We start from the raw sequence: 24,370 nt of genomic DNA on the forward strand, positions 1-24,370 counted from the left end.
GGATGGCATAATGTTTTTCCATTTTGGGAAAACTATCCCATGAACTCGACAGCACTTAAGGCACAAGAAACATACCTGACAAGACTTTATGGAAGAGAGAGAAGCAGAATTCTAAAGAAAGGAATCAGAATTAATCCCTCAAACATGTTAATCGCGAAAGAAATTTCCCGAAACGAGCCCCTTCATATTGTGCGAAAAGAGGAGAAGTCTCTACAGAATAAAAACCCATTTACTGATTGGAATATGCCGGATTGCGATGGCGGATATATCAAGGCAAAAAACAATGACTGCTGGTAAATTATTATTTTTATGCAAAAGGTAAATTCAAAAAAAGCATTAAGACCCGCGCAACACCAGCGTAAGCCAGGTATTGAATCTAAAATGAAACCTTTGCCAGAATATGATTATCCCGAAAAGTCAGGTTCTGGTAAGTTAATGGGTAAGATTGCTTTGATAACAGGGGGAGATAGTGGAATCGGCAGGGCGGTGGCAGTTCTCTTTGCAAAAGAGGGGGCCGATATTGCAATATCTTATTTCAACGAAACTTCGGACGCGCGAAAAACCCAGCAGGTGATTGAAAAATATGGGAGGGATTGTATAATTATTCCAGGTGATATTGCACGCGAATCGGTTTGTAAAGCCATCATTACAAAAACAATCAGGAAATTTGGCCGCATTGATATAATAGTCAATAATGCAGCATTGCACTTTGAACAGGATTCACTTGAAAAAATATCAGCAAAGCAATTAGAAAGAACTTTTGCTGTAAATGTTTTTTCAGTTTTTAACCTTACTCGCCTTGCATTAAAGCATATTAAGAAAGGTGGAGCAATTATTAATTCAACTTCGGTTACTGCTTATCGTGGTAGCAGTTCTTTGATAGATTATGCCGCAACCAAGGGCGCTATAGTGTCGTTCACTAGAAGTCTTGCTGCAAATCTCTCTGAAAAGGGTATAAGAGTGAATGCAGTTGCCCCCGGGCCTATCTGGACTCCTCTGATTCCATCAAGTGTGAACACCAAAAAGGTTAAAACCCATGGTAGTGACACGCCAATGAAAAGGGCTGGTGAGCCACGCGAGGTAGCCCCTGCCTATTTATTTTTGGCGACAGACGACAGTATTTATATTACCGGACAGGTTATTCACCCCAATGGAGGGGAGATCGTAAATGGATAAGTTTATCGTGGAAATAATTGTTCCTCAGGGAGCTCAATCATAAATGTTGAACCCTGCCCAGGCACACTTTCTGCACTAATACTTCCGTTATGTGTCTCAACAATTTTCTTGCAAATGGAAAGTCCTATACCACTACCATTATATTCATGATAACTATTGAGACGCTTAAATACACGGAAAATTTCCTCGGAATAACTTGCATCAAAACCAATTCCATTATCTCTTATTGTGATGCGCTGGTAACGAAGTCCCTGTTGTTTTCTCGAAATAGATGAGGAATCATTCTCTACAACCAACTCAGAATTAATATTGATTTCGGGAGGAACATTTTGCTTTGAAAATTTTATGGCATTATTTACAAGATTTAAAAATAGCTGGTGAATTAATATGGGTATGCCCCATATTTCGGGTAAACTATTAAACTTGACCATCGCCTTCTTCTTCTCTATGTCTACCTCAACATCCTGAAGAACATCTGAAACTACTTTATTCAGATCAATGAGGGTAAAATCAGTTGGGTGTGTATTATGTCGTGAAAACCTTAATAGGTCGTCAATGAGATTTTCCATTCTCTTTGATGAACTCACAATTTTTTGGAGGTAAAGAGAAACATCATTATCAACAATATTCTTTTGCAGGATCCGATCGCTGAAGAGCATTATTTTTCTCAAAGGCTCCTGGAGATCATGGGAAGCAACATAGGCAAATCGATCCAGATCTTCATTTAGTGCCTTCAGGTAATTGTTATTATCAAGTAATTGTTCATTTAATAAACGAACTTTTTCCTCCGATGCTTTTCTTTCCTGTATTTCACGCTGTAAAGAAATGTTTGATTCTGTCAGACGTTTTTCCTGTGCCATCAGTTCCTGTGTCTTCCTGTATAGCTCAACAAATACGCTAACCTTGGCTCTTAGGAGATCCGGATTTACAGGTTTATAAATATAATCTACACCACCCATCCTGTATCCTTCAAAAATAAGCTCTTCCCCATAGTCATTAGCTGTAATGAATATAATGGGTATGTTCCGGAGTTTCTCACGCTGGTAAATGAGCGATGCTGTTTCAAATCCGTTCATGTCAGGCATCTGGACGTCCATAAGTATGAGTGAAAAATCATGCTGGTGGAGTAGTGCTTTCAATGCAGCACGTCCAGACCTTGCTTTAACAATGGTATACCTGCTCGGCTCCAATATGGTCTCAATTGAAAACAGATTATCCTCCCGATCATCTACCACCAGGATCTTTACATCGGAATTAGTCAGCTGGTTCCTACCATTGAAATTGTCCATTATTTTTTTTATTTATATAGCCATACCCTCATCAGTGACAATAACTGATCCATTTTTACAGGCTTGGTAATATAATCTGAAGCGCCGGCTTCAATACATTTTTCCCTATCACCTTTCATTGCCTTAGCGGTAACAGCAATAATGGGTAACGTAGTGTTTTTATGTTCACGCCTTATTTTTTGTGTTGTTTCATAGCCATCCATTTCCGGCATCATGATATCCATTAAAACAATGTCTATTTTATCATTTTCATTTAAAATATCCATTGCCTCCTGACCGCTCTCGGCAGTGATGGTATTGATATGGTATCGCTCAAATGATGTAGTAAGTGCAAACAGGTTTCTCACATCATCATCCACTACAAGAACTGTTTTATTGATAAGAATATCTTTTGATGACCTGAGTTCCTCAATTAAGGTGCGTTTCTCAGGGGTAAGGTCCTGATGATCTATATGTAACAATGTCACGATTTCTTCAAGTAGAAGGTCAAGAGAATTGATGTTTTTCAACATTATCTTACTAGCATAATGTTTCAACCTTCCTTTTTCTTTTATTGAAAAATCCCGGGCAGAATAGATTAGAAGTGGTGTCATGCGCAATTTGTTAATAGCGCTTGCTTCTATAACAAAATCAAGACCTGCTATATCAGGCAACATATAATCCACCACCACACAATCATATGCATTTTTATGCAACAATTCCAAAGCTTCATTTCCAGTATTAGCAATATCAATTGAAATTATATCATTGTTATCAAGGAATTTTGCTAATTGTGCTGATTCTGTCTCATTGTCTTCCACTATCAGTAGTTTTTTCTCCTTCCTCGAAGAAAACTCCTGCATATCATTAAAAAGCATTGTCAAACCCTCTGCTTTCAATGGTTTTAAATGGAAACTTCTTGCACCTCTTTGCATGGCAAGCACCCTGTTCTCCTCCCCGGAAACGAGATGTACTGGAATATGCCTTAGGTTTATATCCGTCTTGAAAAGATCAAGAATTCTCCATCCACTTGCATCTGGAAGTTTTACATCAAGTGTAATGGCAACCGGGTTAAATTTGTTGGCAAGTTCAAACACATCAGCAAAATGAGTGGCTACTACTGCCTTCATATTTTTCTCATGGGCCTTTTCAATCATAATCCTAGCAAACCTTTCATCATCCTCAATAACCAGAACCACTTTATCAGGTGGAATTATATTGTTCCTGTCATCACCAATGTCATTGATTATTTCATTCAAGCCCTCCAACTCATTATTTTCAGTCAGTTTTTCACTATTTGTAACTTCCTTACTTATGAATTCACTTATCTCTGAAATTTTAAACTCCCTTTTCTTTTTGGATGTCGGTTTCTCACGACGTACAGGCTGCGTGGCAGATTCCATAGGTAAGTATAGTGTAAACACACTTCCTCTGCCTGCTTCACTTTCAAGCTCAATGGTACCTCCCAAAAGATCTGCAAGGCCCCTGCTTATCGATAGGCCAAGTCCCGTTCCTCCATACTTCCTGCTGGTGGATCCCTCAGCCTGCTGGAATGCTTCAAATATTATATTCTGTTTATCCTTTGAAATACCTATCCCGGTATCCCTGATCTCAAAAGCTACCACCCTTCGTGCGCTATCAAGTTCCGGATTTGAATGTTTCCATCCGCGATCTGCTTCATAGATTCGGAGCTTAACCTCACCCTTCTCCGTAAATTTGAATGCATTGGATAATAAATTCTTGAGGATTTGATTTAGCCTCTGTGAATCTGTTTCAAATCCCTCAGGTAATCCATCCTGTTTTTCTATGGAGAACCTTAAGTTTCTGCTTTCTGAAACGTGCTTGAATGTTGTCTCAACAAAAGAGGTGATCTGGTTGAATTTTACATTTATAAAATCAGTTGAGATATAGCCTGATTCGATCTTGGAAAGATCAAGTATATCATTGATCAGTTGTATCAGATCATCTCCGCAACTATGAATGGTTTTTGCATATCTTACCTGTTTATCATTAAGGTTGCCTTCGTGATTTTCATAAAGTTGTTGCGCCAGAATAAGCAATGAGTTCAATGGTGTCCTTAACTCATGCGACATGTTTGCCAGGAACTCCGATTTATATTTTGAAGTGAGTTCCAGCTGTTCTGCCTTTTCTTCAAGCGATAACCTGGCTTCTTCAACTTCTTTATTCTTGGCCTCCACTTCTTCCTTTTGCTTTACAAGCAGATGTGCCTTATCCTGTAGCTCCTCATTAGCTCTTCTCAGCTCATCGGTAAGAGACTGGGATTGTTGTAGCAGATTTTCCGTTCTCGAGTTCGCTTCAATAGTATTCAGTACAATACCAATACTTTCTGTAAGCTGTGTAAGGAAGTCAAGATGCGTTTCACTGAAATGATCAAACGATGCCAATTCAATGACGGCCTTGATCTCTGTTTCAAATAATACTGGTAAAACGATCAGGTTGGCAGGAGTGGAGTTGCCTAATCCGGAAACTATTTTGGAATAGTTTCTTGGAATATTCGTAAGCAGTATGCGCTCCTTCTCCAATGCACATTGCCCAACCAAACCTTCACCCAGGGAGAATTCTTTTTTCAGTGCTATCTCTTTATCAAAAGCATATGCTGCGTAAAGCTTGAGTTTTTTATTTTGAAGATTTTCATCCTGCTCCAGAATATAGAACATACCTTTTTGTGCGTTCACCACTTGCGCTAATTCTGAGAGGATATGCCTTGTTACAGTTTTGAGATCTTTTTGTCCCTGCAACATCTGTGTCAATTTTGCAAGGTTCGATTTCAACCAATCCTGCTCCTGGTTACGTAAGGTGGTTTGTTTAAGGTTCGCGATCATCTGGTTGATGGTGTCCTTCAATTCTTCCACCTCACCTTTGGCCTCCACCGTAATCATCTGGGTCAGATCTCCCTGCGTTACAGCCGAAGCCACATCAGAAATAGCTCTTACCTGGGTTGTAAGGTTCTCGGCCAACTGGTTTACATTCTCCGTTAGGTTCTTCCATATTCCTGAAGCGCCAGGAACACTTGCCTGTCCGCCAAGTCTTCCTTCAACACCCACCTCACGCGCAACCGTTGTAACCTGGTCTGCGAATAGGGCAAGTGTGTCGATCATTTCGTTAATGGTATCTGTTAATTGCGCTACTTCACCTCTTGAAACGATAGATAGCTTTTGCTTCAGATTACCTGTTGCTACAGCAGTTACAACTTTCGCAATTCCTCTTACCTGGTTGGTAAGGTTGTATGCCATCATGTTAACTGAATCGGTAAGGTCTTTCCAGGTTCCTGCAACGCCTTTTACTTCTGCCTGTCCACCCAGCTTTCCTTCCGTTCCCACTTCACGGGCCACACGGGTTACTTCATAAGCAAAAGAGGTAAGCTGGTCCACCATGGTATTGATGGTATTTTTCAGCTCAAAAATTTCCCCCTTTACATCAATGGTTACTTTTTTGGTAAGGTCACCCGATGCAACCGCCTTTGTTACTTCTGCAATATTCCTCACCTGGTCAGTCAGGTTACCTGTCATATGGTTTACAGAGTCGGTAAGGTCTTTCCAGATACCTGCAACACCAGGCACAAATGCCTGTCCACCCAACTTTCCATCCGTTCCCACTTCCCTTGCCACCCTTGTTACTTCTGATGCAAATGCCCTCAACTGGTCCACCATGGTGTTAAGGGTTTCTTTCAATTGAAGGATCTCTCCGCGAACATCCACCGTGATCTTTCTACTCATATCGCCCTTCGCAACAGCAATGGCAACATCGGCAATGTTTCGCACCTGGTCAGTAAGGTTACCTGCCATCTGGTTAACCGAATCGGTAAGGTCTTTCCATGTTCCTCCCACACCCGGCACGTTAGCCTGGCCGCCGAGCTTACCATCGGTACCTACTTCTCGCGCCACCCTGGTTACTTCTGATGCAAAGGAGCGGAGCTGCTCCACCATCGTATTGATGGTGTTCTTTAGTTCAAGGATCTCTCCCTTTACATCCACTTCAATTTTCCGCGACAGGTCTCCATTAGCCACGGCTGTTGTAACCTCTGCAATATTTCGCACCTGCGAGGTAAGGTTGGATGCCATTTTATTTACCGAGTCTGTCAGATCTTTCCAAAGTCCTTCCACACCCGGCACATCTGCTTGTCCACCTAGCTGCCCCTCCGAACCCACTTCCCTTGCTACCCTTGTAACTTCAGATCCAAAAGAATTCAACTGATCCACCATGGTATTGATGGTATTCTTCAATTCAAGGATCTCACCTTTTACATCCACAGTAATCTTCCGGCTCAAATCACCTTTCGCCACCGCTGTTGTTACTTCAGCAATATTTCTTACCTGGGCTGTGAGGTTTGATCCCATCTGGTTCACCGATTCAGTAAGATCTTTCCAGGTTCCTCCTACACCTTTTACTTTAGCCTGACCACCAAGCTTTCCTTCTGTTCCCACCTCCAGTGCCACACGTGTTACTTCCGATGCAAAAGAGTTTAGCTGGTCCACCATCGTATTGATGGTCTTTTTAAGTTCAAGGATCTCACCGGCAACATCCACGGTGATCTTTTTAGAAAGGTCACCATTGGCCACCGCAGTTGTTACCTCTGCAATGTTCCGTACCTGGGCTGTAAGGTTGGAGGCCATCTGGTTTACGGAATCTGTCAGATCCTTCCATGTTCCACCAACACCCTGAACTTTTGCCTGTCCGCCCAGCTTTCCTTCTGTACCCACTTCCAATGCCACCCTGGTTACCTCAGACGCAAAGGAGTTGAGCTGGTCAACCATGGTATTGAAAGTATTCTTTAGTTCGAGGATCTCTCCCTGAACATCAACCGTGATCTTTTTTGACAAGTCTCCATTAGCAACAGCGGTTGTTACCTCCGCAATATTTCTTACCTGCGCTGTCAGGTTTGAGCCCATCTGGTTCACTGATTCTGTCAGGTCTTTCCAAACACCATCAACGCCTTTAACCGTTGCCTGTCCACCAAGTTTTCCCTCTGAACCCACTTCAACTGCCACACGTGTTACTTCCGACGAAAAAGAATTGAGCTGATCCACCATCGTATTGATGGTGTTCTTCAATTCCAGGATTTCTCCTTTTACATCCACGGTGATCTTCCGGCTAAGATCTCCCTTGGCCACAGCTGTTGTAACCTGTGCGATATTCCTAACCTGGTCAGTAAGATTTGAAGCCATCTGGTTTACTGAGTCAGTCAGGTCTTTCCATGTACCTGCAACACCTTTTACTTCGGCTTGCCCCCCAAGTTTACCATCTGTACCCACCTCTCGCGCAACCCTCGTTACTTCTGAGGAAAAAGAGTTAAGCTGGTCAACCATTGTGTTGATGGTATTCTTTAATTCGAGGATCTCACCTTCTACATCTACCGTGATTTTCTTTGACAGGTCACCCTTGGCCACGGCAGTGGTCACCTCCGCAATATTCCGAACCTGCGCGGTCAGGTTTCCAGCCATCTGGTTTACAGAATCTGTAAGGTCCTTCCACACACCCGCAACTCCTTTAACCCTTGCCTGTCCACCAAGCTTTCCCTCTGAACCCACTTCCCTTGCAACACGTGTTACCTCCATGGAGAAGAGATTCAACTGCTTCACCATATCATTCACTTCCTTTGCAATACGTGCAAATTCTCCCTGCAGCAAATGATCACCGATCTTCTGGGGCATTTCCTGGGAAAGATTTCCATTGGCTACAGAACTTATTACATGGGCTATTTCGATGGTCGGATGTACCAGGTCAGATATCAATGTATTGATGGATTCAACACTGCTATTCCAGGAACCCCGGGCCGATCGCGGTAACTCTACACGATGGTTAAGCTTACCCTGCTTACCAATAGTATGTTTTGCCGTTTCAAGTTCCTGGGTAAGTATCTCATTGAGTGAGATGATCTCATTTAAGGTATCGCAGATCTTGCCGCTGATACCCAATTTATCAAAGGGCATGCGGATCGAAAAATTCCCATTTTTAACTTCTGTAAGTACTTTGAGAAGTTCTGCGTCACTTAAAGAATCATCATGGTCATTCTGGACATCGGACGGGTTCAGGGCAGTTGCTTTTGCTGCTACAGCCTTGGTTGTTTTTTGCTGCATGAATAATGCATTTATTTGGTCTGAAAGCTAGATAAAAATTTATACCTTCGGTTATCAGAAGACTTCAACAAAATATGGTAGAGAAATTTCCCCAAACCCTTCCCACAACTCATCCAAAATTTATACTTCTTGGGGAGGATGATATTGATGACCAGGAGTTTCTTGCCGAGGCGCTCCAATCTATAGATAAATCATACATTTTCAAATCGTTAGAGAATGGAAAACTACTAATTAGTTTCCTCGAATCATTACCTGCCGAAGGCTTGCCTGATTTGATTATTTTGGATTATAACCTACCTTTACTGAATGGGGCAGAAATTCTACATTTGTTGAACCAGCACGAACGTTATGCTGGCATCCCGAAAATAGTCTGGAGTACATCAAAATCCCCGGCCTGTAAAGCTGATTGCCTTAGGATGGGTGCATCTGATTATGTTGTGAAGCCAAATGATATGGGAGCATTGAAAGATATTGCCAATTATATGCTTTCTTTCTGCCAGGTGAAGAGCTAAACTTCATCTTTTAAGTGAATGGATACTGATGCCTGCTCCCTGTATTTCTTGGGTGAATGGCCCGTTGTTTCCTTAAATAATTTATTGAAGTTGGAAATGGTTTTATATCCGCAGTTATAAGCAATCTCTGAAATGGTCCAGTCGCTGTCAAGTAATAACCTGCACGCGCTGCTGATCCTCACCTGGTTGAGGTATTCAACAAAATGGATCTTATTGCGCTTTTTAAACAAACGACAAAAACTCTGGGGTGTTAAATTGGTAAGTCTTGCAACATCCTTAAGCTGTATATCAGTCCTGAAATTTTCATTCACATAGCGATACACATCACAGAGCCGGTCTTTTTCAGTATTTGACCTGTTGTGTAATTCCTCTGAATTGATGGGGAATATATCCCGTGAAATGGAAAGCAAATGAAGGATTTCCAGCAAGCCCATTATTTTTTCAAAGCCCTGCACCTGAAGCAGTCTTTCCATCTTCTGCGCTATTAATTGCCGGGTTTCATTCTGTATAGCTAAACCACTGGAAGAAATCTTTAACAGATGGTTTATCTGATTTGCTTCTGCAAGTGAAAACAGTCCACTATCAAATAAACTGGAATGAAAATAGATCACAATTGCCCGGGCCCTCATATCTGTATGACCTTGCAGATAAATTTCATCATTCATCCAGATATGTGGCAGGTTGGGACCAATAAGAACCATATCTCCCGGTTCGAACTTTTCGATCAGGTTTCCAATTATTCTTTTTCCAGCGCTTTCCTTAATGTATACCAATTCATATTCCGGATGAAAATGAAGTGGGGAACTAAAAAAAGATTCTTCCCTTTCCATTACAGTGAAGAGACTGTTTAGTTTCAGAGCAATTTCTGTTTGTATAATCTTCATGCAGCAGGCACCGTAGTTGAAATCCGTCTAATAAAAAATGAAAAATCAAGGTAAAATACTGCAAGAATCCGATAATACGTTGATTTTTTATATCTAACCTTCTTTCCTTAATTTAGTCGCCTTTATTAGCAGCACTCAACGATAAATGACCCCAACCTCAAAATTGCCGAAACAACCGATTCTGTTGTCTCAACACGAGATTATTGCCAAAAATTTTTCCAGCATTTTCAAAGCTGCACCTCAACTTGTAGTTGCCTGTCCGGGGAGAATCAATCTGATTGGCGAACATACAGACTATAACAATGGTTTTGTTCTACCCGCCGCTATTGATAAAATGATCACCATTGCTATCAGCAGGCGAAAAGACAATCTACTCCATTTTGTTGCGGTAGATTTTGGTCAGCAATTCAAAGGCAAATTGGGTAAGCTCGACAGATCTCCACAATTATGGCCCGACTATGTTAATGGCGTGCTGGAGCAATTCAGAAAGAAGAATTTCGTCATAGGGGGATTGAATATTGTGATTGGTGGAGATATTCCTGCCGGAGCCGGACTCTCATCTTCTGCAGCACTTGAGTGTGGGATAGCATTTGGCGTTAATGAATTATTTGAACTGGGCCTTGATAAATTTGAATTGGTCAAAATGGCTCAGGCTGCAGAGAATGAATTTGTTGGAGTGAGATGTGGTATTATGGATCAGTTTGCAAGTATGTTTGGTAAAGAAGGTCATGCCATCCTTCTTGATTGCAGGAGCCTGAAATATGAATATGTGCCGCTCGACCTTCATCAACATGAAATACTTTTAATGGATACCAGGATTAAACATTCTCTTGCGGCCGGCGAATACAACGTTCGCCGCAAGCAATGTGAACAGGGTGTAAATGCGCTCCAAAAAGTATATCCCCAGGTGGAAAGTTTAAGGGATGCCAACCGGGCTATGATAGAATATACGCTCAAAGACCTTGTGCCGGAAACCATCTATAACCGGTGTAAATACGTTGTGGAGGAAAATCTCCGTCTCCAGGTTGGTTGTGAAGCCTTGCGGAGAAATGATATTGTAACTTTTGGAAAGAAGATGTATGCTTCTCATATGGGACTTTCCAAACTCTATGAGGTAAGTTGTCCTGAACTGGATTACCTGGTTGATCTGGCCCGTGAAGAATATTCAATTGCCGGCGCCAGGATGATGGGAGGCGGGTTTGGAGGCTGCACTATTAATATTGTAAAAAAATTTTCCATAAATGAGGTAATTGAAAGGATGAGCACTGCGTTTAAAGCTCGTTTCGGAATTGAACCACTGGCTTATAAATGCAATCTTTCCAATGGAACATATGCGGTTTCAGGCAAGAAATAGTATTTTGCTTTCCTACTATGCTCTCAGCAAAAACCCAATATGCCATCCATGCGCTTACTTTTCTTGGTGAACATTACCAGGAAGGTTTCATCCCTATTAACCAGATAGCTGAGATCCGGAAAATTCCTGCGAAGTTCCTGGAAGCCATTTTACTGGAACTCCGGAAAGCCGGTATACTTGGCAGTAAGGCCGGAAAAAATGGAGGATATTATCTGCTCCGTCACCCCCGTGAGATCCCTCTTGTTCAAATTATGCGCCTGATGGACGGTCCCATCGCCCTTCTTCCCTGCGTAAGTAAAATGTTCTATGAACCTTGCCGACTATGTCCATATCCCGAATCATCCTGCAGCATCCGGAAGATCTTTCTGGAAGTCAGAGATGCTACATTGGAAGTGATAGAAGGGAAGTCACTCCAGGACTTAATGCAATCTGGTAATAGCTATGAGTCAGATTTTGTAATTTAGTTAACTATTACATAAGTTGTTTATAATCATATATTTACGACTTATCCAAATTGCATTCCGAATATTACCTACTAAAACGATAGGAATTATATCATTTACTATTATCTTTGTCCCATCCTAATAAAGGATCTATCTCTAAAAACCACTTATGAGTATTGCCACCGTAGCACTTCCGGCCAATCTCTTCTCCAGGGGAGAACAGGAACAGGTGCAAAATCTGCTTCAGCAATTTTCAGATCGCCAGCTTCAATGGCTGGCCGGCTACCTGACCGGACTCCAGCAGGGAAACCAGCAACTTCTCCAACTGATCAATCGAATCCCCGTTCCGGCAGAATCAATATCAACGGAACCTCTTCAGGCACAGGATTCGATCACTGTCCTTTATGGATCAAAAAGCGGAAACAGCAAGAAAGTTGCTAAAACCCTGCACGATAAATTGATTGCGAGAGGCTTCACCACTGTTTTGCAGGATATGAATCAATACCAGGGTAATAAGTTGAAAGAGGAGAAATACCTGCTGGTGATCGTAAGCACCCATGGTGAAGGCGATCCTCCACCGGCTGCTGAAGATCTGCATGCTTTCATTCACAGCAGGAAAGCTGCTACCCTTGAAAACACGCGTTATGCGGTGCTTGCCCTGGGTGATAGGAGCTATGCAAGTTATTGCCAGACCGGCCGCGATTTCGACCAGCGTTTTGAAGCGCTGAAAGGTATACGTCTTTTGGATAGAGTAGAGGCTGATGTAGATTATGAGGAAACAGCGGAAATTTGGGTGGAAGCTATACTGAATAAATTGCAGGAATCTTTTGCCGGTATGGGGCCGGGTGCAGTGCTCACACAGTCCATCCATTCTAATGGCAACGGACATGCTAAAACGATACAACCAGTTAGCTATAACCGAAAAAATCCATTTAAGGCCACAGTTCTTGAAAAGATACAACTCAATGGCCGTGGATCAGCGAAGGAAACTTATCATATTGAATTGTCACTCGAAGGCAGCGGCTTAGAGTACCTGCCAGGTGACACAGTTGGTATTTGGGTTGAAAATGAACAAACACTTGTTGATGAGATCTTGTCCCTGAAAAAATGGGATACCTCACAGCAAATCACCTCAAAGGATATCAGTAGTGAACTGTCAACCTTCCTGCAAAAGAAAGCTGAACTCACAACTATAAGTGGGAGTTTTCTCAATGCCTATCTTCCTTTTATTGGCGATCCGGCATTGGCTCATTCCCTGAAAGCAATCCTTACCGATAAGCAGGCTTTGTTGAACTTTGTATATGGCAGAGATATATTTGATATACTGAAAGCTTACCCGGCAAACATAAGTGCTCAGCAATTGTCTGAGATCCTGCTTCCGCTCCAGCCACGCCTGTATTCCATCGCCAGTTCCTATGCAGCTCATCCCGAAGAAGTTCATATCACTGTAAGCCGTGTGGAATATCATAACCATGCAAGACGTCACCGTGGAGTCGCTTCTAATTTTATTGCTGACGTGCTTGAACCAGGTAAAGAAATTGGCGTTTTCATTGAAACCAATGAATCATTCCGTCTTCCCGAAAATTCTTCAACGCCGGTGATAATGATTGGACCAGGAACTGGTATTGCACCTTTCCGTGCATTTGTTGAAGAGCGGGCCGATACAGGCGCAGAAGGAAAGAACTGGCTGATTTTTGGTGATCAGCATTTTACCACCGATTTTCTCTACCAGACTGAATGGCAGCGCTTCCTGAAGCAGGGAGTACTTACCCGGATGAATACTGCCTTTTCGCGCGATACCTCCAGAAAGATATATGTTCAAAACCGCCTTCTCGAAAATGCTGATGAATTATATGCATGGCTTCAGGAAGGAGCACATTTCTATGTTTGTGGTGATGCAAAACGTATGGCTAAAGACGTAAAGCAGACTCTTATAAATATTGTTCAGAACAAAGGCAGTCTTACTGAAGAAGATGCAGTTGATTATGTAAAACAACTCATCCGCCAGGGCAGGTACCAGGAAGATGTTTATTAAACAAAAACTTCAAATCACAAGGATTTTATGTCGCTTAACGAAGACCGTTCCAAACTCAGTGAGGTAGAACATATAAAAGAAAAAAGCAAATACCTGGAAGGAACTATTCCCGATAGTCTCCGCGATGAAGTAACCGGGAACCTTTTTTCGCAGGACCAGCAGCTTATCAAATTTCACGGAAGTTATGTTCAGAGTGACCGCGAACTTGATAAAGAAAGAAAAGCACAAAAACTTGAACCGCTTTATTCATTCATGATCCGTGTGCGGGTTCCGGGTGGAGTGGCAAGTCCGGCCCAATGGATTGCCCTTGATGATATAGCCACAAAATATGGAATGCCATCCCTTAAACTGACCACGCGACAGGCTTTTGAATTGCATAATATCCTGAAACATGATCTGAAGCAGACCATCCGGGAGATCAATGATTCATTATTGAGTACCATTGCCGCCTGCGGTGATGTTAACCGTAATGTGATGAACACCGTGAACCCCTATACATCTGCCATTCACGATGATGTACAGGCAGTTGCGCAGGCAGTAAGCGATCACCTTAACCCCCGCACCACGTCTTATTTTAAAATATGGTTGAATGATGAACTGGTGGCCGGACAACCAGATGATGAGGAAATTGATGAACCTATTTATGGAAAAACTTACCTCCCCCGTAAGTTCAAGATCACTTTCGCCATCCCTCCCTATAATGATACTGATGTTTTTGCGCATGATGTAGGTGTTATTGCCATTGAAGAAAACGGTAAACTTGTCGGATTTAATTTCTCAGTGGGAGGTGGAATGGGAATGACCTTTGGCGATGATAATACCTACCCCCGGCTGGGTAACATCATCGGATATGCGCCTGTAGAAAAGGCAGTTGATGTTTGTGAAAAAATATTAACGATCCAGAGAGATTATGGTAACCGTGAGAACCGTAAACTGTCAAGGTTTAAATATACAATTGACAGGGTTGGGTTGGATTTCGTTAAAGACGAGCTTAATCGCAGACTTTGCTATGAACTTGAACCAGCAAGACCATTTGTTTTTACAACTAACGGCGATAGCTATGGTTGGGTTAAGGGCAAAAATGGGAAATGGTTCAACACCCTCTACATTGAAGGTGGCAGGGTGAAGGATTCAGATAAATTCCAGCTCAGGAAGGGTTTGAGGGCTATAGCTGAAATGCTTGATGGGGCTGATTTCCGGCTTACAGGTAACCAGAATGTGGTAATTGGAAATGTTTCTGATGAACAGAAACCCGCTGTTGAAAACCTTCTTGAATTATACGGTATTGAAGCACATCAACAGGTAAGTATGCTGCACCAGCATTCCATTGCATGTGTTGCCTTAAATCTTTGTCCGCTGGCAAATAGTGAAGCTGAAAGATACCTTCCGTCTCTGATTGATAAGATTTATGTACTGATGAATAATCATGGTATCGGCAGCCAGCCCATCACCATAAGGATGACCGGTTGTCCTAACGGATGTGGCCGGCCTTACCTGGGTGAAATCGGGTTTGTGGGCAGGGCCCCGGGCAAATACAATCTTTATCTTGGTGCCGCATTCAATGGCGACAGGATGAATGTACTCTACCGGGAAGCATTGACCGAAGAAGAGATTCTCAGTACGCTTGACCCGCTGATCGGGTCCTATGCTTCAGAAAAAACAGCGGGGGAATTTTTCGGGGATTATATAGTCAGAAAAGGTGTTATCAAACACCAGTTTAGTAAAGCAGATTTCCATCATATATAATATGAAAGCTATAACCAACCATCCAGGGAAAGTATTCATCACTGGCGCCGGTCCGGGTGATCCCCAGTTGATGACGCTTCGTGCCAAAGCGGTTCTTGAACTTGCTGATATCATTTTATATGACAACCTGATCAATATGGAAATATTATCATGGGCATCGGAAGGTTGCGAAAAGATATTTGTTGGAAAATTGCCCTACTGTTCTGCAATCCGCCAGGAAACCATTAACGAATGGTTGGTAGAACATGCATTGAAAGGTAAGCAGGTTGTTAGGCTCAAAGGTGGAGACCCGCTTATATTTGGAAGGGGTGCTGAGGAAGCCTCTTTTCTTAAAGCTAATGGTATTGAGTTCGAAATTGTTCCTGGCGTTACCAGTAGCCTCGCTGCCGGCGCCTATGCAGGGATCCCTTTAACCCATCGTGATGCATCCCAGAGCGTAATGTTCGTAACCGGGCATACAAAAAAGGGTAAAAAGTCAGGATTGAATTTTGACTGGCCTTTACTGGCGGCTTTTGATGGGACGATAGTGTTTTATATGGGTGTTAAAAACATTGGAAATATTGCAACTGCACTTATTGAGGAAGGGAAGTGCCCGTTAACCCCGGTTGCAGTAATAGAAAACGGAACTTTATTGAACCAACGGGTAATTTCCGGAAATTTGTCAGGCATCGAAGCATTGGTTGCAGAAGCTGCAGTTGGTACACCTTCACTTATAATAGTGGGTGAAGTGGTAAAATACCACCAGGAACTTAACTGGTTTGCAGCACAACAGCAATTATTTAAACAACAAATCGCCTGATTAAAAAAATTTTATGAGCCTAACGCATGGGTATATCCTAAGTTCATCAGTTCCAAGAAAAAAACAGGTCATCGATTTTGCCCAGGAATTGATCGATTTCCTTTTCCCAGTGGTGGAAAATGAAAAAACATATGAACTTCGTCATAATAAAAAACAGGCGGCCCTAAGTAACCAGCTTCTGGAAATACTGTTTGCTTTCAGTGAGTCTTATGAACTGGAAGGGGAGGAAGCAATCAGCAACCAGTTTTTTGATTCTCTTCCCAAGATAAAGGAAGATCTGCTGGAAGATGCGAACGCTCTACTTCAATTTGATCCGGCGGCAAACTCCATTGAAGAAGTGGTACTTACCTATCCTGGATTTATGGCAGTTACAGCCTACCGGATCGCCCATGTTCTTTGCAGGTTACAGGTTCCACTAATGCCAAGAATGATATCGGAATGGGCGCATTCAATTACCGGTATCGATATCCATCCCGGCGCAAGCATTGGCGTTCCTTTTATGATAGATCATGGAACAGGCGTTGTGATAGGTGAAACCTCAATCATTGGAAAGAATGTAAAAATCTATCAGGGCGTAACAATCGGTGCGCTTGCAGTGAAAAAGGAGGAGGCTGAAGTAAAAAGACATCCTACCATTGAAGACAATGTTATTGTTTATGCAAACAGTACGATACTCGGCGGAAAAACAATTATCGGGCGCGAAAGTATAATAGGAGGAAACTGTTTCGTCACAGAATCGGTACCTGCACAAAGTATGGTTTATCACCAGCCTATCATTACCGTCAAGAATAAAAAAGATTTTACAGAACCCCTGAACTGGGTGATATAAACATAAACACTCAAAATTCTATTAAGTTATGCTGGCAAAAAACATTCTCGAAACGATAGGAAATACTCCACATGTTAGGATTAACAGGCTGTTTGGCGACAAACATAATGTTTATATTAAGCTCGAAAGAAGTAACCCGGGTGCAAGTATAAAAGACCGGATCGCACTTGCTATGGTAGAAGATGCAGAGAAGAAAGGTATCCTGCATAAGGACAGCGTGATCATTGAACCAACATCAGGCAATACAGGAATAGGATTGGCTATGGTGGCGGCGGTGAAAGGTTATAAGCTCATTCTTGTAATGCCGGAAAGTATGAGCATTGAAAGAAGGCGACTCATGAGTCTTTATGGTGCAAGTTTTGAACTCACTCCCCGCGAAAAAGGAATGAAAGGTGCCATTGAAAGAGCAAAAGAACTGGTGGCACAAACTACCCATGCCTGGATGCCACAGCAATTTGATAACCCGGCTAATACAGAAGTACATCGCCAGACTACCGCACAGGAAATTATTCGGGACTTCCCAAACGGTATTGATTATCTCATTACAGGTGTGGGTACCGGCGGGCATATCACCGGTTGTGCAGAAATACTGAAGAAAAAATTTCCAAATCTTAAGGTGTTTGCCGTTGAACCTGAACTCTCACCTGTATTAAGCGGTGGATCACCTTCTCCACATCCATTACAAGGGATAGGAGCGGGATTTGTTCCTTCAATTCTTAATGTTGAAATTCTTGATGGCATAATCGGCGTGGGTAAAGACGAGGCATTCCAATTTACACAGCGTGCTTCAAAGGAAGAAGGTCTTTTCATGGGAATATCAAGTGGTGCATCTCTGGCAGCAGTTGCAAAGAAACTCGCAGAAATTCCTGAAGGTAGTACCGTTCTTACTTTTAATTATGATACGGGTGAACGCTATTTGTCGATCGATGGCCTGTATTAATTAAAATAACATCTCAATAGTATTTTTTATTTCCAATGGATCTTATACAATTAAATAAAGAACTCTCATCTCTTTCTGCTGAAGACAGGCTTGCATACATTTGCCAGCTGTTTTCTGATAGATTGGTTTTTTCCACTTCACTCGGCCAGGAAGACCAGGTCATTACATTCCTGATTGCAAAACAAAAGCTTCCTATCGAAATTTTTACACTTGATACGGGCCGACTCTACCAGGAGTCCTATGACCTTCTTGACAGAACCATTGCGCGTTATAAGATACCTGTCAGGGTATACTTTCCTGATGCAGCAAAAGTGGAGGCCATGGTATATGAAAAAGGTGTAAATAGTTTTTATGAATCAGTTGAAAACAGAAAGGAATGTTGTTTCATAAGAAAAGTAGAACCTCTTAATCGTGCATTGCAGGGAGCCAAAGTTTGGATAACTGGACTCAGGGCCGAACAAAGTGAGAACAGGCATAACCTGGAGTTTGCGGAATTTGATGAAACCAGGCAACTGTTGAAGCTGAATCCATTGCTCGACTGGTCATATGAGAAAATGCTGCAATTCATTTCAGAGAATAACATACCCTACAATCCATTGCACGATAAGGGCTTTCCGAGTATAGGCTGTGCACCATGCACACGGGCAATTGAACCCGGTGAAGATATAAGGGCAGGGAGGTGGTGGTGGGAAGCATCGCAAAAAGAATGCGGACTACACCAGGAGAAGATCCCGGCCAATCAACAGGTTAATTAAATTTTTGCAACAGTAAGAACATCAACATGTCGAAATTATCACCCATACCCGCTTTTCCCAGGATGCTGGAAGATGAAAGCATCTATATTTTGCGGGAAGTGGCGGCGCAATTTGAAAATCCAGCCCTTCTTTTCAGCGGAGGAAAGGACTCTATTACACTTGTACGCCTGGCGCAGAAAGCATTCTGGCCAGGCAAAATTCCTTTTCCACTATTGCATGTGGATACAGGACATAACTTCCCGGAAACAATTGAATTCCGCGACCGTCTTGTAAAAGAAACTGGTGCTGATCTTGTCGTGCGATATGTGCAGGATAGCATCGATGCCGGAAAGGTTAAGGAAGAAACAGGTAAATACGCCAGCAGAAACGTACTACAAACTGTAACCCTACTGGATGCAATTGAAGAATTTAAATTCGATGCCTGCATTGGTGGTGCCCGTCGTGATGAAGAAAAAGCAAGAGCTAAAGAGCGCATCTTTTCTGTACGTGATGATTTTGGCCAATGGGATCCTAAGAAGCAAAGACCGGAATTATTCGATATGCTGAACGGTCGTATCAATATAGGGGAGAACATAAGGGTATTCCCCATTAGTAACTGGACTGAATTAGACGTGTGGACTTATATCAAGGAAGAAGAGTTGGAAATCCCTTCTATATATTTTACGCACCAGCGCCGGGTAATTGAAAGAGATGGAATGATCTGGCCGCATAGTGAATTCCTGAATACCTCGGCAGAAGAAGTTCCCTTTGAAGAAACAGTCCGTTTCCGTACCGTTGGTGATATGACCTGTACCGCAGCTGTTGCTTCGAGCGCTAATAATATAGACGATATCATCCGCGAAATTCTATCTGCCAAGATATCTGAAAGAGGTGCACGTATGGATGACAAAAGGAGCGAAGCTGCTATGGAACAACGCAAGAAAGAAGGTTATTTTTAATTGTTACTAATGCCTAATACCAGCACTAATAACCTTTACCCGGTTTTCCTTAAACTCGATCAGCTTCGTGTGTTGGTTGTAGGTGGCGGATATGTAGGAGAAGAAAAACTAAACTCCCTCCTGAGAACATCTCCTGATGCTACTATCACCCTTGTTGCTATTGAAATAAGTGAGGCAATCAGAACTATGGCAGAAACGCATGCCGGACTTCAACTGGTGCAGAAAGCTTTTGAAAGCAGTGACCTTATTGAAAAAGATATTGTGATTGCAGCTACTAATGATAAGCAACTGAATGCTTTGGTGAAACAGGCTGCGGCAGAAGCAGGGGTGCTTGCGAATATTGCCGATACTCCCGACCTATGCGATTTTTACCTGGGCAGTATCGTCAATAAAGGAGACCTGAAAATTGCCATCAGTACCAATGGGAAATCGCCAACTGTTGCTAAGAGACTTAAGGAATTGTTCAATGATTCTATTCCGCCAGAGATGGACCAGGTACTCAACAACATGCAGGAACTTCGGCTGCGCATGAACGGTAGCTTCAGCGATAAGGTTAAACAACTCAATGACATCACTAAAGTGCTGGTTGCCGATAAACAGCCGGCAAGGATTAACGAGGAAAGAAAATGGAAATTAATTGCATCCCGCATGATCTGGCTTTTTGCCGCAATGATTGTGGGCCATATACTTCTTTCTTCTGTTCCGCTTCCCCCCATTCCTGAACTATGGGGTGTGGCCAAAGAATATGTAAACCAGCAATTCCTGCTTTTTATGCTGGCCGGTTTCCTGGCCCAACTGGTAGATGGACTACTGGGAATGGGTTATGGTGTAACCTCTGCAACCTGTTTGATCACAGCAGGGGTCAATCCTGTTTCAGTGAGTGCCGCCATCCACACCTCAGAAATATTTTCAGCAGGGGTAAGTGGATACAGTCACTATCGTTTTGGTAATGTGAACAAGAAATTATTCAAGCACCTGCTTATTCCGGGCGTACTTGGTGCAATCCTTGGCGCAGCAATGCTGGTGTTCCTGGGTGAACATGCAGGCCAATGGCTGATGCCGATCATAGCCTTCTATGCCATGTTCCTTGGATTTAAAATATTCAGCAGGGCCTTCCAGCCAACAAACATTAACGTTAAAGTAAAACGCGTGGGGTGGCTTGCAGGCGCAGGTGGTTTCCTTGATTCTTTCGGCGGCGGCGGATGGGGTCCTATCGTAACAAGTACCCTGATCTCAAAAGGTAGAAGTCCCAGATTTACCATTGGAACTGTAAGTCTCACTGAATTTTTTATCACCATGGCAAGTGCTGCAACTTTCTTTTTCACCGCCGGTATCGGGCACTGGCCCGTGGTGGTAGGATTGTTACTTGGTGGAACTATTGCCGCTCCAATTTCAGCCCGACTTGCGGGTAAACTTCCCGCAAAAACAATGATGATAGGGGTGGGGATTATTGTAATGATCTGGAGTATACGCCTGATCATAAAATCATTTATATAAAAGAATAAAAACTTAATATGGATATTGTTAGAATAGCAACCGCAGGCAGTGTTGATGATGGAAAGAGTACCCTTATCGGTCGGCTGCTTTTTGAAACCAACAGCATCACCCAGGATAAACTGGAAGCCATTGAAAAAGCAAGTAAGCGGAGAGGTGTTGATTATACCGATCTGTCTCTTCTTACCGATGGCCTCATTGCTGAACGCGAGCAGGGTATTACGATAGATGTTGCCCATATTTATTTCTCAACACCTTCCCGCAAATACATCATTGCGGATACTCCCGGTCACTTTGAATATACCCGCAACATGATCACCGGCGCCAGTAATGCGCAGGTTGCTATAATATTGATCGATGCACGAAATGGAATAGTTGAGCAAACCCACCGGCATTTCTATATCACCCAATTGCTTCGCATACCCTATGTTGTTGTCTGTGTAAATAAAATGGACCTGGTGAATTATTCGGAGGAACATTTCAATAATATCCAGGCACAATTCGAATCACTTTTTTCAAAAGCTAATTTTAAAGAGCAGCAGTTGCAATTCATCCCTGCTTCTTCACTCTATGGCGATAATATCTCAAAACGTTCCGATAACTTTCCCTGGTATGATGGTCCGGCGCTCCTCGAATACCTGGAAAACATTGAATGGCACTCACAGGAGATCCGCTATCCTGCAAGGTTCCAGGTTCAGTATGTTATCCGGCCCAAATCTGAACAGTGGCACGACTTCCGGGGCTTTGCCGGTAAACTTACCTGTGGCACGCTTAAAAAAGGTGATACCATTGTTGCTTTGCCTTCTCTTCAGGAATCAACCATTGAAAGTATACTTCGTTTTGAAAAAGAAGTTGACTCAATAGAGGCCGGCGAAAGTGTAACCATTACCATGACCAGTGAAATTGATATCAGCAGGGGTGATATGATTGTTCGGAAAGACCAGGTTCCGGAGCAGATGAAAGAAATTTCCGCCCAGGTATGCTGGCTCGATCATACCCCGTTAAAAGCCGGAAGAAGCTATCTGCTTCAGCATGGAAGTAATCGTGTTAAAGCAAAAGTCACCAATCTCTTCAGCAGTATCAATGTGATCGATTATAAGACCATTGACGGCATCGAAGAAATCGGCTTGAATGAAATCGGTTATGTATCCATCAAAACTGCCCGCCCGGTTAGTGCAGATAAATATGTGAACAACAGGCATAACGGCAGGTTTATCCTGATCGATGAAGGCTCCAACAGCACGGTTGGGGTTGGTTTTATCAGCTAACATTTATCGAACATGTGTCAGACACCTTCCTTATTTTTGTCGGAATCAATAATCCGGCAATGGCAGAAAAGATCATCGAATTACAGAATGCAAATATATACCAGGGTGATAACCTTATCCTGCAGGATGTGAATATCAGTATCAACAGGGGTGAGTTTGTTTACCTGGTGGGAAAAACAGGTACCGGAAAATCAAGCCTCCTCAAAACTTTGTACGGTGACCTCACCCTGAAAGAAGGAGAGGGCTCGGTAGTAGGGTTCAACCTCAAAGAAATGGACTGGAAAAAAGTCCCCTTCCTGCGCAGGAACCTGGGAGTGGTTTTCCAGGATTTCCAATTACTGACCGACCGCAGCGTGAATGAGAACCTCAAATTTGTTCTTCGTGCAACAGGGTGGAAAGACGATAAACTCATGGATGAAAAGATTTCCGACGTTCTGGAAAAAGTGGGATTGAAATCAAAAGGTTTCAAAATGCCTTTTGAAATGAGTGGTGGTGAACAACAAAGGGTCGATATTGCCCGGGCTCTCCTAAATTCTCCCAAATTGATATTGGCTGATGAACCAACCGGCAACCTCGATCCGGAAACATCTGACGAGATCATGCAACTACTGTTTCATATCAGTCGCGATTTCGGTGCGGCAGTTGTTATGGCTACCCACGATTATGTGGTGATCCGTAAATACCCTGCGAGAACACTTAAAACAGAACGTGGACGGGTGGAAGACAATGCTACTGTAGGAATGCAATAAGCTTTTTTACATTTCCGGCATTGTTATAATGTTCATTCAATACATTTTTTCGCAAGTTAATTTCCTCTTCTCCAAAGGGAAGATGAAATAACTGCTGAACTATGCGCTGCATGGCCGCCGGTGTTTCTGCAATATGACAAAGCGCTGCCAGTGGTGTTCCATCTACCGCTGCGTCATTCACTACGCAATGCCTGCCATTATAGAGCGCATTGAGTAGTTTTAATTTCACACCCGTTTCATTAAAAGAGGGGAGAATATTGATCTGGGCCTTGGCGATAAGATCGTCCAGTTCACGCTCCTCAGGATTTGCAACAAGACAGGTATGGGTGCGTAGATGTGCCAACCTTTCCATGCGTGAAGAAGGATTTTTTCCCGCTATAACCAGCGGTATCTTCATTTCGTCAAATACTTTATCAAGCAACCATTCTACCGCCTTGTTATTTTCTGCAACATCCAGGTTCCCATGGTACAAACAAAATGAACCAGCCCCCTCAGAGGATCTTATTTGCTGGTGAGGAAGGAATACCGGAACAGTCGTGACTTGACTGGCATTAAACTTCTCCTTATAATAACGGGTATCCTTATCTGATAGTGCCAGTATAGGCAACCTGCCTGCAATTTTTGCTTCGTATGAGCATAACAGCCTGCTTTCATTCAGGTAATACGCTTTTTTAGCCAGCGACCTTTCGTGTTTAGATAACTGCCGGTAATACCTGCTTTCCACATTGAATAATCGGAGTACCATTTTTCTTTTAGTGAAACGCTCATCCTGTAACAGGAATGTACAATGAACTCCCTGCAGCAAAATGGGGTAGTCGTCTTCTGCCAGCCGGTTTAGCAACTCCGGATTTGATCTTGACGCTACCATATAGGGTAAACTGAATGAAAAACCTTTATGCCCTTCCTGCCTTTCATAGTAATATACTTCTCTGCAATATTTGTTTAATTCAGGCTGAGGACCCCTGCCATAATCAAAGCAATGAAGAATTATCCCAACACCTGCTTCATTGAGTGCCTTAATAGAAGAGAAGATATCGATCACACCACCATAATCAAGAGGATATGGCACATCATGACTAATT

Annotated in this window: 19 protein-coding genes; 15 read left to right on the plus strand and 4 right to left on the minus strand. The window is 42.7% G+C overall.

Features of this window, described 5'->3' with window-relative positions:
- The first annotated feature begins 39 nt into the window (after positions 1 to 39).
- Both HY58_RS05615 and HY58_RS05620 read left to right on the plus strand, forming a co-directional pair.
- Positions 40 to 297, plus strand: coding sequence for a hypothetical protein (locus HY58_RS05615; protein WP_039129076.1), 258 nt, complete (start codon positions 40 to 42; stop codon positions 295 to 297).
- 12 nt (positions 298 to 309) lie between these two features.
- The gene (locus HY58_RS05620) at positions 310 to 1,176 is read left to right on the plus strand and encodes an SDR family oxidoreductase (RefSeq protein WP_039129079.1); all 867 of its coding nucleotides are present in this window, start codon (positions 310 to 312) and stop codon (positions 1,174 to 1,176) included.
- A gap of 2 nt (positions 1,177 to 1,178) precedes the next feature.
- Here HY58_RS05620 and HY58_RS05625 read toward each other — a convergent pair whose 3' ends face one another.
- Both HY58_RS05625 and HY58_RS05630 read right to left on the minus strand, forming a co-directional pair.
- The gene (locus HY58_RS05625; protein ID WP_052323868.1) at positions 1,179 to 2,465 is read right to left on the minus strand and encodes a response regulator; all 1,287 of its coding nucleotides are present in this window, start codon (positions 2,463 to 2,465) and stop codon (positions 1,179 to 1,181) included.
- Positions 2,466 to 2,473: 8 nt separating this feature from the next.
- A complete protein-coding gene (locus HY58_RS05630) occupies positions 2,474 to 8,542 on the minus strand; it encodes a HAMP domain-containing protein (RefSeq protein WP_082022055.1) in 6,069 nt (2,022 codons plus the stop codon).
- 74 nt (positions 8,543 to 8,616) lie between these two features.
- Between HY58_RS05630 and HY58_RS05635 the strand changes: the two genes are divergently transcribed.
- Positions 8,617 to 9,054: a response regulator gene (locus HY58_RS05635; protein ID WP_039129082.1), complete on the plus strand. Its 438-nt coding sequence runs from the start codon at positions 8,617 to 8,619 to the stop codon at positions 9,052 to 9,054.
- Here HY58_RS05635 and HY58_RS05640 read toward each other — a convergent pair.
- The gene (locus HY58_RS05640; RefSeq protein ID WP_052323869.1) at positions 9,051 to 9,938 is read right to left on the minus strand and encodes an AraC family transcriptional regulator; all 888 of its coding nucleotides are present in this window, start codon (positions 9,936 to 9,938) and stop codon (positions 9,051 to 9,053) included. The genes HY58_RS05635 and HY58_RS05640 overlap by 4 nt on opposite strands.
- 184 nt (positions 9,939 to 10,122) lie before the next feature.
- Between HY58_RS05640 and galK the strand changes: the two genes are divergently transcribed.
- The 12 genes from galK (at position 10,123) to HY58_RS05700 (ending at position 23,288) form a co-directional block, all read left to right on the plus strand.
- A complete protein-coding gene (gene galK / locus HY58_RS05645) occupies positions 10,123 to 11,292 on the plus strand; it encodes a galactokinase (RefSeq protein ID WP_039129763.1) in 1,170 nt (389 codons plus the stop codon).
- Positions 11,293 to 11,309: 17 nt separating this feature from the next.
- A complete protein-coding gene (locus HY58_RS05650; RefSeq protein WP_039129085.1) occupies positions 11,310 to 11,756 on the plus strand; it encodes an Rrf2 family transcriptional regulator in 447 nt (148 codons plus the stop codon).
- 148 nt (positions 11,757 to 11,904) lie between these two features.
- Positions 11,905 to 13,770 carry an assimilatory sulfite reductase (NADPH) flavoprotein subunit gene (locus HY58_RS05655; RefSeq protein WP_039129088.1) on the plus strand — a complete coding sequence of 622 codons (1,866 nt, stop codon included), beginning with the start codon at positions 11,905 to 11,907 and terminating at the stop codon, positions 13,768 to 13,770.
- A gap of 27 nt (positions 13,771 to 13,797) precedes the next feature.
- On the plus strand, positions 13,798 to 15,516 hold the full coding sequence (locus HY58_RS05660) for an NADPH-dependent assimilatory sulfite reductase hemoprotein subunit (protein WP_039129091.1): 1,719 nt from the start codon (positions 13,798 to 13,800) through the stop codon (positions 15,514 to 15,516).
- A 1-nt stretch (position 15,517) separates the two neighbouring features.
- Positions 15,518 to 16,315 carry a uroporphyrinogen-III C-methyltransferase gene (cobA, locus tag HY58_RS05665; protein WP_039129094.1) on the plus strand — a complete coding sequence of 266 codons (798 nt, stop codon included), beginning with the start codon at positions 15,518 to 15,520 and terminating at the stop codon, positions 16,313 to 16,315.
- Positions 16,316 to 16,328: 13 nt separating this feature from the next.
- A complete protein-coding gene (gene epsC / locus HY58_RS05670) occupies positions 16,329 to 17,144 on the plus strand; it encodes a serine O-acetyltransferase EpsC (RefSeq protein WP_039129097.1) in 816 nt (271 codons plus the stop codon).
- A gap of 28 nt (positions 17,145 to 17,172) precedes the next feature.
- Complete coding sequence (gene cysK / locus HY58_RS05675) at positions 17,173 to 18,084, plus strand: cysteine synthase A (protein ID WP_039129100.1); 912 nt, start codon at positions 17,173 to 17,175, stop codon at positions 18,082 to 18,084.
- A gap of 35 nt (positions 18,085 to 18,119) precedes the next feature.
- Positions 18,120 to 18,839 (plus strand): phosphoadenylyl-sulfate reductase, encoded by a 720-nt coding sequence (locus HY58_RS05680; protein WP_039129103.1) that lies wholly within the window; start codon positions 18,120 to 18,122, stop codon positions 18,837 to 18,839.
- A gap of 26 nt (positions 18,840 to 18,865) precedes the next feature.
- Positions 18,866 to 19,777, plus strand: coding sequence for a sulfate adenylyltransferase subunit CysD (gene cysD / locus HY58_RS05685; protein ID WP_039129106.1), 912 nt, complete (start codon positions 18,866 to 18,868; stop codon positions 19,775 to 19,777).
- A 9-nt stretch (positions 19,778 to 19,786) separates the two neighbouring features.
- Positions 19,787 to 21,274 carry a TSUP family transporter gene (locus tag HY58_RS05690; RefSeq protein WP_039129109.1) on the plus strand — a complete coding sequence of 496 codons (1,488 nt, stop codon included), beginning with the start codon at positions 19,787 to 19,789 and terminating at the stop codon, positions 21,272 to 21,274.
- Positions 21,275 to 21,291: 17 nt separating this feature from the next.
- Positions 21,292 to 22,539, plus strand: a complete 1,248-nt coding sequence (locus HY58_RS05695; protein ID WP_039129111.1) for a sulfate adenylyltransferase subunit 1 — start codon at positions 21,292 to 21,294, stop codon at positions 22,537 to 22,539.
- A gap of 14 nt (positions 22,540 to 22,553) precedes the next feature.
- Positions 22,554 to 23,288 carry a cell division ATP-binding protein FtsE gene (locus HY58_RS05700; RefSeq protein ID WP_253271508.1) on the plus strand — a complete coding sequence of 245 codons (735 nt, stop codon included), beginning with the start codon at positions 22,554 to 22,556 and terminating at the stop codon, positions 23,286 to 23,288.
- Here HY58_RS05700 and HY58_RS05705 read toward each other — a convergent pair.
- Entirely contained in the window at positions 23,269 to 24,357 is a 1,089-nt protein-coding gene (locus HY58_RS05705; protein ID WP_253271509.1) for a glycosyltransferase family 4 protein, read from the minus strand. The two genes, HY58_RS05700 and HY58_RS05705, sit on opposite strands and share 20 nt — an antisense overlap.
- Positions 24,358 to 24,370: the final 13 nt, after the last annotated feature.

It is taken from the genome of Flavihumibacter sp. ZG627 (assembly GCF_000814325.1).
GTDB lineage: Bacteria > Bacteroidota > Bacteroidia > Chitinophagales > Chitinophagaceae > Flavihumibacter.

Bases quoted from the DNA above. Each gene is read 5' to 3' on its own strand.
- cobA (WP_039129094.1), top strand. From the start codon at position 15,518: ATGAAAGCTATAACCAACCATCCAGGGAAAGTATTCATCACTGGCGCC.
- HY58_RS05660 (WP_039129091.1), top strand. From the start codon at position 13,798: ATGTCGCTTAACGAAGACCGTTCCAAACTCAGTGAGGTAGAACATATA.
- HY58_RS05650 (WP_039129085.1), top strand. From the start codon at position 11,310: ATGCTCTCAGCAAAAACCCAATATGCCATCCATGCGCTTACTTTTCTT.
- epsC (WP_039129097.1), top strand. From the start codon at position 16,329: ATGAGCCTAACGCATGGGTATATCCTAAGTTCATCAGTTCCAAGAAAA.
- HY58_RS05680 (WP_039129103.1), top strand. From the start codon at position 18,120: ATGGATCTTATACAATTAAATAAAGAACTCTCATCTCTTTCTGCTGAA.
- HY58_RS05690 (WP_039129109.1), top strand. From the start codon at position 19,787: ATGCCTAATACCAGCACTAATAACCTTTACCCGGTTTTCCTTAAACTC.
- HY58_RS05615 (WP_039129076.1), top strand. From the start codon at position 40: ATGAACTCGACAGCACTTAAGGCACAAGAAACATACCTGACAAGACTT.
- HY58_RS05635 (WP_039129082.1), top strand. From the start codon at position 8,617: ATGGTAGAGAAATTTCCCCAAACCCTTCCCACAACTCATCCAAAATTT.
- HY58_RS05625 (WP_052323868.1), bottom strand. From the start codon at position 2,465: ATGGACAATTTCAATGGTAGGAACCAGCTGACTAATTCCGATGTAAAG.
- HY58_RS05620 (WP_039129079.1), top strand. From the start codon at position 310: ATGCAAAAGGTAAATTCAAAAAAAGCATTAAGACCCGCGCAACACCAG.
- HY58_RS05655 (WP_039129088.1), top strand. From the start codon at position 11,905: ATGAGTATTGCCACCGTAGCACTTCCGGCCAATCTCTTCTCCAGGGGA.
- cysD (WP_039129106.1), top strand. From the start codon at position 18,866: ATGTCGAAATTATCACCCATACCCGCTTTTCCCAGGATGCTGGAAGAT.
- HY58_RS05630 (WP_082022055.1), bottom strand. From the start codon at position 8,542: ATGCAGCAAAAAACAACCAAGGCTGTAGCAGCAAAAGCAACTGCCCTG.
- HY58_RS05640 (WP_052323869.1), bottom strand. From the start codon at position 9,938: ATGAAGATTATACAAACAGAAATTGCTCTGAAACTAAACAGTCTCTTC.
- HY58_RS05695 (WP_039129111.1), top strand. From the start codon at position 21,292: ATGGATATTGTTAGAATAGCAACCGCAGGCAGTGTTGATGATGGAAAG.
- cysK (WP_039129100.1), top strand. From the start codon at position 17,173: ATGCTGGCAAAAAACATTCTCGAAACGATAGGAAATACTCCACATGTT.